Annotated in this window: 15 protein-coding genes; 8 read left to right on the top strand and 7 right to left on the bottom strand. The window is 40.3% G+C overall.

Features of this window, described 5'->3' with window-relative positions; genetic code table 11:
* Window positions 1-58: 58 nt before the first annotated feature.
* Both lon and cmk read left to right on the top strand, forming a co-directional pair.
* Window positions 59-2,509: an endopeptidase La gene (gene lon / locus GUA46_RS16440; RefSeq protein WP_176621388.1), complete on the top strand. Its 2,451-nt coding sequence runs from the start codon at window positions 59-61 to the stop codon at window positions 2,507-2,509.
* Window positions 2,510-2,558: 49 nt separating this feature from the next.
* The gene (cmk, locus tag GUA46_RS16435) at window positions 2,559-3,257 is read left to right on the top strand and encodes a (d)CMP kinase (RefSeq protein WP_176621387.1); all 699 of its coding nucleotides are present in this window, start codon (window positions 2,559-2,561) and stop codon (window positions 3,255-3,257) included.
* Window positions 3,258-3,353: 96 nt separating this feature from the next.
* On the opposite strand, the gene GUA46_RS16430 is transcribed toward cmk, so the two are convergent.
* The 7 genes from GUA46_RS16430 to GUA46_RS16400 form a co-directional block, all read right to left on the bottom strand.
* Complete coding sequence (locus tag GUA46_RS16430; protein WP_176621386.1) at window positions 3,354-4,286, bottom strand: hypothetical protein; 933 nt, start codon at window positions 4,284-4,286, stop codon at window positions 3,354-3,356.
* Window positions 4,287-4,623: 337 nt separating this feature from the next.
* Window positions 4,624-5,106, bottom strand: a complete 483-nt coding sequence (locus GUA46_RS16425; RefSeq protein WP_176621385.1) for an SRPBCC family protein — start codon at window positions 5,104-5,106, stop codon at window positions 4,624-4,626.
* Window positions 5,103-5,423 carry an ArsR/SmtB family transcription factor gene (locus GUA46_RS16420; RefSeq protein ID WP_108245016.1) on the bottom strand — a complete coding sequence of 107 codons (321 nt, stop codon included), beginning with the start codon at window positions 5,421-5,423 and terminating at the stop codon, window positions 5,103-5,105. The genes GUA46_RS16425 and GUA46_RS16420 overlap by 4 nt, the downstream gene beginning before the upstream one ends.
* A gap of 131 nt (window positions 5,424-5,554) precedes the next feature.
* Window positions 5,555-5,914 carry a bleomycin resistance protein gene (locus GUA46_RS16415; protein WP_176621384.1) on the bottom strand — a complete coding sequence of 120 codons (360 nt, stop codon included), beginning with the start codon at window positions 5,912-5,914 and terminating at the stop codon, window positions 5,555-5,557.
* Window positions 5,915-6,001: 87 nt separating this feature from the next.
* Entirely contained in the window at window positions 6,002-7,207 is a 1,206-nt protein-coding gene (locus tag GUA46_RS16410; protein WP_176621383.1) for a serine hydrolase domain-containing protein, read from the bottom strand.
* Between the two features lie 105 nt (window positions 7,208-7,312).
* Entirely contained in the window at window positions 7,313-8,962 is a 1,650-nt protein-coding gene (locus GUA46_RS16405; RefSeq protein ID WP_176621382.1) for a hypothetical protein, read from the bottom strand.
* Between the two features lie 263 nt (window positions 8,963-9,225).
* Window positions 9,226-9,606 carry a LysM peptidoglycan-binding domain-containing protein gene (locus GUA46_RS16400; protein ID WP_108245021.1) on the bottom strand — a complete coding sequence of 127 codons (381 nt, stop codon included), beginning with the start codon at window positions 9,604-9,606 and terminating at the stop codon, window positions 9,226-9,228.
* Between the two features lie 261 nt (window positions 9,607-9,867).
* Between GUA46_RS16400 and rpsA the strand changes: the two genes are divergently transcribed.
* From rpsA to pdxH, 6 genes are all read left to right on the top strand, one after another.
* On the top strand, window positions 9,868-11,703 hold the full coding sequence (rpsA, locus tag GUA46_RS16395; protein WP_176621381.1) for a 30S ribosomal protein S1: 1,836 nt from the start codon (window positions 9,868-9,870) through the stop codon (window positions 11,701-11,703).
* 115 nt (window positions 11,704-11,818) lie between these two features.
* On the top strand, window positions 11,819-12,355 hold the full coding sequence (gene pyrR / locus GUA46_RS16390) for a bifunctional pyr operon transcriptional regulator/uracil phosphoribosyltransferase PyrR (RefSeq protein ID WP_108245023.1): 537 nt from the start codon (window positions 11,819-11,821) through the stop codon (window positions 12,353-12,355).
* A gap of 6 nt (window positions 12,356-12,361) precedes the next feature.
* Window positions 12,362-13,288, top strand: coding sequence for an aspartate carbamoyltransferase catalytic subunit (locus GUA46_RS16385; RefSeq protein ID WP_176621380.1), 927 nt, complete (start codon window positions 12,362-12,364; stop codon window positions 13,286-13,288).
* Window positions 13,289-13,290: 2 nt separating this feature from the next.
* Window positions 13,291-13,623: a ribonuclease Z gene (locus GUA46_RS16380; protein ID WP_176621379.1), complete on the top strand. Its 333-nt coding sequence runs from the start codon at window positions 13,291-13,293 to the stop codon at window positions 13,621-13,623.
* Complete coding sequence (locus GUA46_RS16375; RefSeq protein WP_176621378.1) at window positions 13,620-14,531, top strand: ribonuclease Z; 912 nt, start codon at window positions 13,620-13,622, stop codon at window positions 14,529-14,531. The genes GUA46_RS16380 and GUA46_RS16375 overlap by 4 nt, the downstream gene beginning before the upstream one ends.
* A 66-nt stretch (window positions 14,532-14,597) precedes the next feature.
* Complete coding sequence (gene pdxH, locus GUA46_RS16370; RefSeq protein ID WP_176621377.1) at window positions 14,598-15,245, top strand: pyridoxamine 5'-phosphate oxidase; 648 nt, start codon at window positions 14,598-14,600, stop codon at window positions 15,243-15,245.
* The last annotated feature ends 12 nt before the right edge of the window (window positions 15,246-15,257 follow it).

The raw sequence follows: 15,257 nt of genomic DNA, 5'->3' as shown, positions 1-15,257 counted from the left end.
ATGTAGAATAAAAATGTGGGTTGATTGTTTTTTATGACAAAATGACCGAAAAGTTGATATGGGAGAGATGAAAATAACCAAATTTGACAATATAGATCTGCAAGGGCTTGATGAAGATGCGGAATTGATACCGTTGTTGACGCCCGAAGATGAAGAGCAGATGAACAAAGAGAGCTTACCGGAAACCTTACCGGTATTGCCTCTTAGGAATACAGTGTTGTTCCCTGGTGTAGTAATCCCGATTACGGCGGGCAGGGATAAGTCCATCAATTTGATCAAGGACGCCAATAATGGTTCCAAGACCATCGGAGTCGTGTCCCAAAAAGATGAATCTGTAGAGAATCCCGGACCGGAGGATATCAATACCGTGGGTACCGTAGCGCGTATTTTACGGGTACTCCAAATGCCGGACGGCAACACTACGGTGATCATTCAAGGTAAAAAGAGGTTCAAGATCGATGCGGTACTTACCGAGAAGCCGTATTTAACGGCCCAAGTGAGCGAAGCAGCTGAAGAGCGTCCCGATGAAAAAGGAAGTGAGTTTGAGGCCATAATCGATTCGATAAAAGAATTGGCCTTCAAGATCATCAAGGACAATCCAAATATTCCCAGTGAGGCCACTTTTGCCATCAAGAATATTCAGAGCAATTCGTTCTTGATCAATTTTGTCTCTTCCAATCTTAATCTGGATGTGAAGGACAAGCAGCAGCTTTTGGAAATTGCCAATCTACAGGAAAGAGCATTGGCTACATTGAAATATATGAACATGGAGCTTCAAAAATTGGAGCTTCGCAACGATATCCAGAGCAAGGTCCGCAGCGATATGGACCAACAGCAGCGCGAATATTTCCTTCACCAACAAATGAAGACCATCCAAGAGGAACTTGGTGGATTGTCGTACGAGGAAGAGGTGGATGAAATGGCGGAAAAGGCCAAAAAGAAAAAATGGAGCAAAAAAGTAAAGGAGCATTTTGAGAAAGAACTCTCCAAAATGCAACGCATGAATCCTCAAGTGGCCGAGTATTCCATTCAGCGTAACTATCTGGACCTTTTATTGGATTTGCCATGGAACGAATTCTCTAAGGACAAGTTCGACCTGAAAAGAGCCCAAAAGATTTTGGACAGAGACCATTACGGACTGGAAGATGTAAAGCGCCGGATTATTGAATATTTAGCAGTGTTGAAATTGCGTAACGATATGAAATCGCCTATACTTTGCTTGTACGGACCTCCAGGGGTGGGTAAAACCTCTTTGGGTAAATCCGTAGCTGAAGCACTTGGAAGGGAATACGTGCGTATGTCGTTGGGAGGGCTTCGTGACGAGGCTGAAATCCGTGGTCACCGAAAAACCTATATCGGTGCCATGCCGGGCAGGATTATACAGAGCTTGAAGAAAGCGGGAACATCCAACCCTGTATTTATTCTGGACGAAATTGATAAATTGTCAAACAGCCATCAAGGAGACCCGTCTTCTGCGATGTTGGAGGTATTGGACCCCGAGCAGAACAGCGAGTTCCATGATAATTTCTTGGAAATGGGCTACGACCTGTCAAAAGTCATGTTCATTGCCACAGCGAACAACCTATCAACCATTCAACCTGCATTGCGCGACCGTATGGAAATCATCAACGTAACAGGCTACACCATCGAGGAGAAGGTGGAGATTGCCAAGCGTCACCTATTGCCCAAACAATTGGAGGAGCATGGATTGTCCAAAAAAGATTTAAAAATCGGCAAGCGCCAATTGGAGAAAATCGTTGAGGGCTATACCCGTGAATCTGGAGTGCGTAGCTTGGAAAAACAGATCGCCAAAGTGGTGCGTTATGCAGCCAAATCCATTGCGATGGAGGAGGAATACAACGTTACGTTGACGAACGAGAATATTGAGGACATCTTGGGTCCTGCCCGTTTGGAGCGCGACAAGTACGAGAACAATGATGTTGCCGGTGTTGTAACGGGATTGGCCTGGACCAGTGTTGGCGGTGATATCCTGTTCATAGAATCCATTCTTTCCAAAGGAAAGGGAGCCATGAACATTACGGGTAACTTGGGTAAAGTGATGAAAGAGTCTGCCACCATTGCCATGGAATACATCAAATCCAATGCTGATGCGTATGGTATCGATTCGGGTGTTTTTGATAAGTACAATGTACATATCCACGTTCCCGAAGGCGCTACGCCAAAAGATGGCCCAAGTGCTGGTATTACCATGTTGACCTCTTTAATTTCACTCTTTACGCAACGCAAGGTGAAGAAGAGCTTGGCCATGACCGGCGAGATTACCCTTCGTGGCAAGGTGTTGCCCGTAGGCGGTATCAAAGAGAAAATCTTGGCGGCAAAAAGGGCAAAAATCAAAGAGATTATTTTGTGTGCCGATAATAAAAGGGATATCGAGGAAATTAAAGATGAGTACCTAAAGGGGCTGACGTTTCATTACGTGACCGATATGAGCGAAGTGATAGATATCGCCATTACCAAACAAAAAGTCAAGAACGCCAAGGAACTTTAGATGATACTTGTCATATAATCATCATGATATTTCTGCCTATTTTTGGCGTATGGGAAAAATTACGATAGCAATTGATGGCTATTCTTCTACTGGAAAGAGTACCATCGCCAAACGATTGGCCGCTGCCTTGGGCTATATTTATGTGGATACAGGTGCCATGTACCGTGCCGTTACTCTTTTTGCATTGAACCATGGGTTCGTGAACGAGAAGGGTGAACTCGATTCCGCTGCTTTGATAGATAAACTTCCTGAGGTCAATCTTAAATTTGTGCCCAATACCGAAACCGGTCGTTCCGATATGTTTTTGAATGATGAGAATGTGGAGCAGGAAATCCGTTCCATGCGAGTGTCCGGTTTTGTAAGCCCGGTGGCTGCCATTAAGGAAGTCCGGGAAAAATTGGTGAAGATTCAACAGGAGATGGGCAAGGATAAGGGCATTGTCATGGATGGCCGTGATATTGGTACCGTAGTCTTCCCCGATGCCGAATTAAAACTGTTTATGACAGCTTCACCCGAAACTCGCGCCGCCCGACGCTACAAAGAACTATTGGAAAAAGGGGAGGAGGTTACCTATGCCGAAGTATTGAAAAATGTTGAGGAGCGCGACCGAATCGATTCTACCCGAACTATTTCACCGCTCACCAAGTCCAAGGATGCCATTGAGTTTGATAATAGCGATATGGGACTGGAAGAACAGTTTGAGCGTATCCATGAGTTTGCCAAACGGGTGATTGCGAAGCATGCTTGAGAATTGGGAGTAATTTTAGAGTTGTACTTATCCTGTTGAGTAGTTGGCTTGTAATAATCTTATAATCAATATATCTTATCTCACTACAATACGATTTTAATTACCCCTATATTCCCTTAGAATTTTTTCTTTTAATTGAACAACGTCTTCCCTTAACTCGTTTTCTAACCATTTGAAATCTTCATCACTTAATTTGATCCCTTTATAATTATGAATGTAGCTCGGTATATTATTTCGAAATTGGAAATTCACTATGAACATCCTTTCCTTGTAACTTTTGTTAGTTGCGCCCAATATATTTTTCCAAGAATTATCTTTTAGCTTTAAAAAGGTTTCAGAAAAAGTATTAAAATAATTTTCGGGAGTCGAATGAATTATGGTCTGAAAAAGTTCTTCTTTTTCTTGATGACTCATTTTTTTTAAAATTGGAGCTTTCAAATAAAAATCTAATAGTTTAGCTAAAACAATAGGACTTTCTTCAAGATTAAATCGATTGGTTGCATCAAAAACAGTAGGTTTATACGTTTTGAAGTAATCTAATATATATGGAAGTATGTTATTTTTAAACTGACCTAAGCTCCATTTGTGCCATGGACTAAATTGGGTTCGATTACTTTGACAGTTGAGAAAAAAACGAATGGGGTAAACTTGGTGTATTTTTTCTAAAGTTTCATCTAATTCGTGGTTGAACGCTAAAAGCCTCTTCTTTATATCTGATAAACCTTCCTTTTCAATATCATAAAACTTGTATAGATCATCAGGAAGAATATCAGGAAACTCCTTTTCATCAAATTCAGGATTGTACCGTATGAATTTTTTAAAATCAATACTACCTAAAAAAAACATAAGATGTGGGCCATGCCAGTCCTTGTGCGGATGAAACAAATAGTACAAAGTACTATCTTTTATAAACTCCCTAAAATTTTCTTTTTCGGATGTGTCAAATATTTTTTCAAACCAGATATAAGCATAAAAATTTCCGGTGGGTGAGCCTAAACCATGGCCGAAGTAAGAAAAGGGATAATCCATAATGTGTTTTGTATTTATTATTGTAATGGTTTTTTAAACGTATAGATTTGCAATATTCAAAAATTAAGATGTGCTTCGTTTTAATACTTCCGCTACGCTCATACGTAGTGACTTATATCGACCTGTAAGTGAATATAGAATTTACATGTAAAAAATTCATCCAAAATTGACGAATCCACCTTCTGGGTTTATGGATGCCTGTTTTCAATTGATATGGATACCCCTTCAAACAAAAAAACGCCCAAAGGCGTTCTTTAATGTCAAGAGAAATAAAAATAGGATTGACCCATACGGTCGGGAAAGTGGTTATGGCACTTCCAAAGTAATATGGGTTGGATTAGAGGACGGCTTCCAATTGCTGTAGCGCAGCGGTAAAACCTTCTTTGAAACCCATTTCAATCATTTGTTCCATACGTTCCAACGAATCGTTCACGATAACAATATTCACGGTTGTTTTGCCATTCTGTTCGCTAAAGCTCAAATCCCAATCTGAGCCGGGCAGGTCAGGATTTGCGTCTTTATCTGCAAAAGCGTTCAGATAGGTGAAATTGGATTTAGGGGTTATGGATTTGTACTTTTGAATGGCCCAATGTTCTTGACCTTCGGGTCCCACCATGGCATAGAACCGCATACCGCCTTCGCGAAAATCCATCTGTTTAGTTTTAGACTTGAATGGTTTTGGGGCCCACCATTGGTCAAGTAGTTCTTTTTTGGTAAAAGCATCCCAGACCAACGATAGGTCTGCTGCAAATTCTTTGTCCACAAATACTGTTTTGGTTTTCTTGTCTACCTTAAAATCAAAGAGCAAATTATTTTTCATTTTTTATCCTTTTTTAGATTTGATAATACATTGTCAAGTTGATCGAATCGGGATTCCCATATTTGTCGATATTGTTCAATCCATGCATCTACCTCCTTCAGTTTCTCTATTTTGAGCGAATAATGAATCTCCCTTCCTTGCTGTTCTTGTTTTACCAGGTCGCATTCTGATAGTATTTTCAAATGCTTGGAAATAGATTGGCGTGAGGTATTGAAATTTTCCGCAATGGCATTGGGTGTCATGGCCTGTACCGCAATAAGTGCGATAATTGCTCTTCGTTTGGGGTCTGCAATGGCCTGAAATACATCTCTTCTCATAATCTTAAAACGAAACTGATTGGTTGCAAATATATGCAACTATTTGGTTTCGTAAAATTATTATACAACTTATTCTTTATAAAAGTGAATTTTTGGTTTGTTCTTGAGGTAATGTATTAGTGTGCGGCCCCTTACTGATGGTGTTGTCCAAAAGTCAACAAATTGTTGTCCGGATCCGAAAGTGAAAACTCTTTCTGCCCCCACGGTTTTACTTCTAATTTTCCGTTCGGGTGTATTTTGGTATTGTTTGCCAGCAAGGATTGATAAAGCTCATCAATATTGTTTGTACGTATATAAACTTGGCCGTAGTTTTCCTTCGGGTCAAGGTCCCGAAATTCAAAAAAATGGATTTGGACCTGATCTTTCTCCAACATTAGATAACCATCATAATCGGCGTTTCCAAATATGTTGAAGCCTAGTTGACCGCAATAGAAATCACGTGTCTTTTTTTTATTGCGCATGGGAAGTTTTGGATTAATGTGGGTGAGCATGGGCTATTGTTTTGTGATGGACAACTAAGAAAAGATCGTGCTTTTTAGCCGTTAATCCAACAAAAAGATATTTCCATGAAATCTTTTTCATTCACGCATCCACATGGCGGGCCAATTATATTCCTTGGAAATGGTTCGTACTATTTCATGGACCAAAGGGAAAGCATTGTCTGAGTTTGTCATAATTACCAAACCACGACCCTTATTGGCGAAGGATACTGCATAGCAAACAAATCCTGCATTTCCACCTGTGTGTCTAAAACGAAAAGCTTCCCCTTCACCATCTATTCCTATTCCAATACCACCTGCACCGGGTACCCTGGTCATCATTGTCCTTGCTGATTCTTGACTTAATAAACTATTGTCTTCTCCACGATATGATTTTCCTAGTGCTATCATAAACAGGGCTAAATCGGTTGGATTGGTCCAAAGACCAGCTGCTGCTTTTTCGGGATAGATATGATAACCACCCTCCACGACTTTTCCATTTTCATCGTAACCATTTGCGGTTAAACTATCCAACCTTTCAGGAAGTGGATAAGCAAAGGAACTGTTCTCCATTCCAGTTGGATCAAGAATCAAAGTGTTTAGCAGTTGGGGAAATGCTTCTCCGGTTACATCCTCCATCAACATTTGCAATACTTCCATTCCACCGCCCGAATATAATTCGGACTCCCCGGGTTTTTGGACAACACGCACGGGTTCTGAATTGGTTATGTCACTTCCTTGTACTATTTCCAATAGTGTAGGAATCGAATCTTTTTTGTTGTAGCCTTGAAACCCGGATGTGCTTAAACCAGAAGTATGGCTCATAATTCTACGGGGTGTCACTTTTTCTATTCTAGTAAATTGATTGTCGGGTACTTGCCACCTATCTAATTTTGAGTTTACATTTTCATTGAGGGAAAACCTGTTTTTTTCGATCAATTTAAATGCTGCAACACTGGCAACTGGTTTAGAAATCGAAGCTGCTTGAAAGAGCGTGCTTTTGTTTACATTTTCCCCTGTTTCCTTATTTTTTTTACCATAGCCTTTTGACCAAAGGATTTCATTGTTGTCAAAAACTGTAATACTGACCCCAGGTACATTTAAGGCTTCCATTCTTGATTCAAGGGTAGTGGCTATGGAATCATTTTTGCCATTTTCGTCTATTTTGTAAATGTTGTTTTCAATCCTTGATTGTATCGAGAGTTCTTTCCCTATTGTGGAATCGACAATTTTATTTTTCTTATTGGAATTGCACGCTAATGTCAAAAGGGAAATTACAATGAAGCCAAAATTAATTCTACGCATTATCTGAAGGTTTTAAGAGATTGATTGATTGATTCAAAGACGGCATTTTTTCTTGAGTGTTGCAAACTCTAATGGAAACCGATAGATAAAGCGATATCCAACAATTTAAAAACGATTAGGCAGAGGTAAGGAACTTTGCTCGTTCAAAAAAGCTAGCAGCGTGTGTTCATCTAGATAGTGGGATAGTTTTAGGTGCTTATTGCATGCAAAGACTCGATCCCAATACCAGGGTAAATCCAAATCCATTTTGCTAAAATCCAAGTCGTTTCTACTTGATAGCAAATTCCAGGAAACATATTTAGGGAATTTTTGTAACAATTCAATACTTATCTCTTTGGATTGAGTCAAAACAGTCCAATCGATTGAATCTGCAAATGCTTCGAGAATGTCAAACTCTAAATCTGTCCGGCGGGAGAATGACCACCAGTCAATATCATCTTTATATTTTTTCAAAAACGCTATGGATACAGTAAAAGCTACGTTGCCTGCCAACCTGGAAATTTCGTATTTGGAGCAATAAGGAAGAAACAGACCCTTGTATTTATCCCATGGAAAGTTCATGTTTTCTACAAGGCTTCCTAGGTTATTTTTTAGTTTTTCCTGATGTTTTTCTATGAAATCGTCTGTCCAAAGGTTTTTCGAATACTCACAAATAAGGTTCCAGTCAATGGTCGCAATGTTGTCCTCTTTTTCTTTCTGAAGCAGTAAAGAAAAAAAGTCCACAGACCAATTGTTGCCTTTTGCAAAATAGGTCCAGTAGACCCGTTCGCCTTCCTCACCCACCAAATCAATGGTGTCGTATTCCAGATCTCGATTCCATTCTTCTTCCATTTTTAAAAAGAATGCTTCTACTGACAATTTCATTTTTTGATAAAATTCAGGGGTCCAGAGCAATTGTTCACTATTGATTGCCCCACTAAAAGTACCCTCCCAACTACCAAAATCTATGTTTGGATATGCCCATTGAACCTTATCAGGATATTTTGTTGCCAGTTCAGGTAAAAAATCAATTTTGTCTTCATTTGAAATGGAGTTCCAGTTAATGTGATCTTTAAAGGCATCAATTATTTCAATCGTCCAAGGAATATCATAGCTCATCCAGTTCCAATCCCATTTGTCTTTAAACTGTTTTATGAATTCCAAATTCCAGGGCAAACCTCCATTCCAACTAAGTCGCTTCCAGTCTAACCTATTTTTATGTTTTTCAATAAATTCAACGGTCCAAGGAAACCCTTCCACTCCACTAAAGAGGTCCCAATGCATGTTTTCGATTTTCTCAATAGTTTCAGGGGCCCAGGTTTCGGCATCATCAGCCCATTTAACGTGTTCAAAATATTTGTACATTCCTAAATCTGTATCTGGACTTAGACTTGTTTTCAAATATTGTCTGGCATTCTTATTCCATTCAGGTAAACACAGCGCTAGTAATTCGGGTTCCTGAAAGATTTGTTCCTGACCAATAAAATCATCCCAAGTCCATTTTTTACTGTGTATAAATTTCCGGATTAATTCGGGAGACCATGGCAGTGAAGTATTAAAATTCAAGAACCGCCCCTCTTTCCATAACAATCGGTTTTGATACTTTTCAAGTAAGGTGATGTTCCAGTCTATCAAGTGGTTGTCACTGATTCCTTCCCAATCCCATATCGATTGGTATTTTTTCAATAACTCTTCTGATAACGGATAACATTGAGAGATGGCCTTTATGGCGTTCTCTTTTTTGTTTAGTAACTGATTTGTGGTTAGATGTTTCATTGATTTCAATAGAGAAGGAACCCAGATTTATAATTTATAACTAGCAGGATATGGTTAATTTTAAATATGAAGAAAGCAGATTATTAATAATAATCTAGGGGTAATTGATGGATCTAGGTTTTGGGTTGACAGAACGCCTTTCCCAATTGACCTGTTAAATACCTAAAACCAAAAAGGCGCCCAAAAGGACGCCTTGTGTATTGTCAGTTCGAGCGCAGTCGAGAACCTAATTACATCTCGACTGCGCTCGATGTGACAGTTACTTACAAATTCGGAATCTTCAGCACTTGGTCCGGATGTATAACATCAGGATTCTTTAATTGATCGGTGTTCGATTCGAATATTTTATTGTATTTCATCGGGTCTCCGTAGTAATGTTTGGAAATCTTGCTCAAAGATTCACCACTTTTAACCGTGTGGTAAGCATATACGGATTCATCCTCTACCGTAATGTTTGCCTTAATATCCGATGGACTTTCTCCACCAATTTCTTTGATTTTGTCCCACAGCAAGTTTTTCTCATACTGAGTCTTGGTCATTCCCTTTATTTTTAAAACGTTGCCTTCAACATTTACATCACCGTTTTTCACTTCCAATTTCTCACCTAGGTCCAATACAGGCTGGTACTTTGCTTTTACACTCATAAGGGTACTTTTTTACAGTTAATAATTAGAACTTTCAAGATAGTCAATCTGTCTTTATTTTGCCATTAAATAATTGTAATACTTTTTTTGCGGAAACCTTGCTAGTATGCTTTGTATATCAAGAATTTAATTGTATTTTTGCACCCCTTTTGGCAAGGAGGCAAGAGAAAAAAGGGAATCTAGAAAATCATTTTAAAACCACTTCCGCGGTAATTGTTCAACTCTTGTAAAACGTGGAATACAAATTTTAATCAGCAAAGCATGGCTGAAGAAAAACAAAACGTTGAGGTAGAAGAAACTGCCGCAGCACCAGTAAAAGAAGAAACACAACCCCAACAAGATCCAAAGGAATTTCTTGAAAATTTTGATTGGGACAAGTACGAAGAAGGAATCGAGCGTGTTGACGACAACAAGCTTAAGGAATTTGAAACACTTGTAGAGGAAAACTTTGTGGACACTGCCGATGAGGAAGTAGTGGAAGGAGAAGTTGTTCACATGACAGACCGTGAGGCCATCATTGACATCAATGCCAAGTCCGAAGGTGTAATTTCCTTGAATGAGTTCCGATACAATCCAGACCTAAAAGTTGGAGATAAAGTTGAGGTACTTATCGATATCCGTGAAGACAAGACCGGTCAATTGGTATTGTCCCACAGAAAAGCAAGAACTATTAAAGCCTGGGAGCGTGTCAACAATGCGCACGATAAGGAAGAAATCGTTACAGGTTTCGTTAAATGTCGTACCAAAGGTGGTATGATCGTTGACGTATTCGGTATCGAGGCGTTCTTACCAGGTTCTCAAATCGATGTGAAGCCTATCCGTGATTACGATCAGTACGTAGGTAAGACCATGGAGTTCAAAGTAGTGAAGATCAACCACGAGTTCAAGAACGTAGTGGTATCGCACAAAGCTTTGATCGAAGCGGACATCGAAGAGCAGAAAAAAGAAATCATCGGCCAGTTGGAAAAAGGTCAAGTATTGGAAGGTGTTGTCAAGAACATTACATCTTACGGGGTATTTATCGACCTTGGAGGTGTGGATGGATTGGTACACATTACCGACCTTTCCTGGAGCCGTATCAACCACCCGAACGAGGTTGTGGACCTAGATCAGAAATTGAACGTTGTTATCCTTGATTTCGATGATAACAAGTCAAGAATCCAGTTAGGTCTTAAGCAATTGGAGAAACACCCATGGGATGCCCTAGGTGATGAGATCAAAGTTGGTGACAAAGTAAAAGGTAAGGTAGTTGTAATCGCTGATTACGGTGCGTTTATCGAAGTTGCCGAAGGCGTTGAAGGTTTGATTCACGTTTCAGAAATGTCTTGGAGCACGCACCTTAGATCTGCTCAGGATTTCGTAAACGTTGGTGACGAGGTTGAAGCAGTTGTATTGACCTTGGATAGAGAAGATCGTAAAATGTCACTGGGTATCAAGCAATTGACTCCTGACCCATGGACTGATATTACTTCTAAATATCCTGTTGGATCACGTCACAAAGGAATCGTTAGAAACTTTACCAACTTTGGTGTATTCGTAGAGTTGGAAGAAGGAATCGATGGTTTGATCTATATCTCCGATCTTTCTTGGACCAAGAAAATCAAGCACCCATCCGAGTTTGTTACCGTAGGTGATACTTTGGAAGTAGAGGTATTGGAATTGGATGTGGAAGGACGCAAATTGAGCCTTGGTCACAAGCAGACCACAGAAAATCCATGGGACAAATATTCCGATGAGTTTGCTGAAGGTACAATTCACAAAGCTGCAATCGCAGAGGTTGTTGATAAAGGAGCAACTATCAACTTCAACGAGGACATCGTTGGGTTTGTTCCACAACGTCACATGGAAAAAGAAGACGGCAAGAAACTTCAAAAAGGAGAGGAAGCTGAATTCAAGATCATCGAGTTCAACAAAGATTTCAAGAGAGTTGTGGCCAGCCACACTGCAATCTTTAGAGAGCAAGAGGACAGAAATGTGAAGGCTGCTGCCAAGAAAAGAGCCACGTCTAGCGACGAAGCTGCGCCTACACTTGGAGATGCCAACTCACAGTTGCAAGCATTGAAAGATAAAATGGAAGCTGATTCCAAGAAAAAATAATCAGACTTTTCAATGATACGAAGCCCCGCTGGAAACAGTCGGGGCTTTTTTATGTCCCGAAAATTTTAAAGAATTGCTTACTTTTGTATTCAACCGAGTTGGTCGCACATAGCATATGAGTCAAAAAGTTCTGCTTACTTCAAAGGAAATCAACATCATACTGCACCGGTTGGCCTGTCAGCTTATGGAAAATCATTTGGATTTCAAGGACACCGCTTTGATTGGTATTCAACCTAGAGGTGTTTTTTTGGCAGAAAGATTGGTGAAGATTCTCAAAAAGGAATACAAGATCAAACATATTGATCTTGGTTTCTTGGACATCACATTTTTTAGGGACGATTTTGGAAGGGGGGAAATCCTCAAGGCCAATTCCACACAAATGAACTTTTTGGTGGAAGATAAAAAAGTGGTGTTTATTGATGATGTTCTTTATACAGGAAGAAGTATCAGGTCCGCCCTTACGGCTATCCAATCCTTTGGAAGACCGAGCAACATTGAACTCTTGACATTGATCGATAGACGTTTTAGCAGGCACCTGCCTATACAGCCTACTTATCGTGGTAGGCAAGTTGATGCCATAAACGAAGAAAAAGTAAAGGTGATGTGGGAAGAGAACGACGGTGAAGATAAAGTATATTTAGTAAGCAAATAAAAGGGAATGAGCGAGTTAAGTGTAAACCACTTGTTGGGAATCAAGTATCTGAACAAAAAGGATATATCGCTCATTTTTGAAACGGCAGACCATTTTAAGGAGGTCATCAATCGTTCCATTAAAAAAGTGCCCACCCTTCGGGATATTACCATAGCCAATATCTTTTTTGAGAACAGCACCCGTACCAAGCTCTCTTTTGAACTTGCGGAAAAACGACTTTCTGCGGATGTGGTGAACTTTTCGGCAGGGCAATCCTCTGTAAAAAAAGGGGAGACCCTTATCGATACCGTAAACAATATCCTGTCCATGAAAGTGGACATGGTGGTGATGCGCCACCCCAATCCAGGTGCGGGGATTTTTTTGTCACAGCACGTAAAGGCATCTATTGTAAATGCAGGAGACGGTGCCCACGAGCACCCAACACAGGCATTGCTGGACTCTTTTTCCATTAGGGAGAAGTTAGGTGATGTAGGCGGAAAGAACGTGGTGATTGTTGGGGATATTCTACATTCCCGAGTAGCACTGTCCAATATTTTCGCACTGAAATTACAGGGAGCCAATGTGAAGGTTTGTGGCCCAAAGACCCTAATTCCTAAACATATCGAATCGCTTGGAGTAGAAGTGGAGACCAATTTGAGAAAAGCTTTGGAATGGTGCGACGTGGCCAATATGTTACGCGTACAGAACGAAAGAATGGATATCAGTTATTTTCCTTCCACACGTGAGTACACTCAGCAATTTGGGGTCAATAAGGAAATGCTGAACAGTTTGGACAAGCAAATCGTAATCATGCACCCGGGCCCTATAAATCGAGGTGTAGAAATTACCAGTGATGTGGCCGATTCGGACCAATCCATTATATTGCATCAGGTAGAAAATGGAGTGGCGGTCAGAATGGCCGTACTGTATCTTCTGGCATCAAAAATTAAGTAAAGATGATTATCGACAAGGACGGAACAACGACCATTGTTTTCCAAGAAAAGACCACTTTGAGCGGTTTTTTGGAAAATCTCAATAAAGCATACCCCAAACTTAAACACGACAATATCGTCATCAATCTTTTTTCTTTTGATAAATTGAGCGTCGACAATATTTTGGAATTTTTGGATCTTTCCAATGTCCATAAAGCTGGTGGTCAATCCTTTGTTTTGGTGACCGATAAACTGAGTTATGACGAAGTTCCTGAAGAAATCAGCGTTGTACCTACCCTTCAAGAAGCCAAGGACCTTATCGAAATGGAGGAAATAGAACGCGACCTTGGTATATGAAACTTACCGTACTAGGTTGCTATGCCGCTACACCACGCACATTTACCAATCCGACTTCGCAGGTACTCGAGATAAAAAACCACCTTTTTTTAATTGATTGTGGTGAGGGTACGCAAGTGCAGCTCAGAAAGTACAAGGTCAAGTTTTCCAGAATCAACCATATATTTATATCGCATCTACATGGAGACCACTTTTTTGGTTTGCCTGGACTGATTTCAACTTTTAGGCTGCTGGGTAGAGATAAGGAACTTCATATTTATGGACCAAAAGGAATTAAACAGGCCATCACATTATTTTTAAAATTAGGCGATTCTTGGACCAATTACCCTTTGATATTCCACGAACTGGAATCAAGCGAATCAGAGCTCGTTTTTGAAGATGATAAGGTTACCGTTCGAACCGTTCCTTTGATTCATAGAGTATATACCAATGGCTACTTTTTTGAGGAAAAGGAAGCTCCACGAACATTGGATATTGAGGCGGCCCGAAAATTTGGTGTGGATAGGAGCCAGTTCAACAATATTAAAAAAGGTGTGGATGGTGTTGACGATGTAGGAAGAACCATTCCCAATAAAAAACTCACATTGGCTCCGCCAGCACCAAAAAGCTATGCGTTTTGTAGCGATACCATGTACAACGAAAATATCTTACCTATTATACGGGATGTCACCGTACTGTACCATGAATCAACTTTTTTGGATTCAGAGGAACATCTGTGCCAGAAAACAAAGCACTCTACAGCCAAACAGGCCGCGCTGATTGCACAAAAGGCGAATGCAAAACTTTTGATACTCGGGCACTATTCAACACGCTACAAATCCATTGAACTGTTCAAAAAAGAGGCCCAAGAAATATTTCCAGTTGTGGAATTGGCAGATGATGGTAAGGTGTTCGATTTTGATGTCTGAAAAAATTCCGAAACTTTTACAAATCCGTTACTTTGAGGTGACCCTATTTTTGCCGAACTTCACATTATGCAAAAAGACCTTGGAGATTACAGGAAATCTTATGAAAAAAGTGAACTCACAGAAGCATCGGTGAAGGAAAACCCCATGGAACAATTTCAAAAATGGTTCTATGAGACAGAAGCTTCCGATGGAGTGGATGAGCCAAATGCCATGACAGTTTCCACCATTGGTCTGGATGGCTTCCCAAAAAGCAGGGTGGTTTTGATGAAAAAGTTCACTTTTGAAGGTTTTATCTTTTATACCAATTACCATAGTGAAAAAGGTAGGGCCATTGAAGCAAACCCATCTGTTTGCCTATCCTTTTTTTGGCCCAATATGGAACGGCAAGTCATCATAAAGGGCAAGGCCGAAAAAATTGCACCAAACCTTTCGGACGGTTATTTTGAATCTCGACCGCATGGCAGCCAATTGGGTGCGGTGGTTTCAGATCAAAGCGAGGTGGTCCCGTCCCGCGAATATTTAGAGGGTAAGTTGAATAAACTTGAAAAAAAATACGATGGCAAAGAAGTACCTAGACCTGAATATTGGGGAGGGTATCTCGTAAGACCCATTTCCATCGAGTTTTGGCAGGGTCGCCCCAATAGGTTGCATGATAGAATTAGATATTCTCTACAAGAAGATTTTGATTGGAAAATAGAACGATTGGCACCATAAAAACCCACTACG

The organism is Flagellimonas chongwuensis, assembly GCF_013376415.1.
In the GTDB taxonomy this organism is placed as follows: domain Bacteria; phylum Bacteroidota; class Bacteroidia; order Flavobacteriales; family Flavobacteriaceae; genus Flagellimonas; species Flagellimonas chongwuensis.
This window is presented reverse-complemented; position numbering and strand designations above follow the sequence as displayed.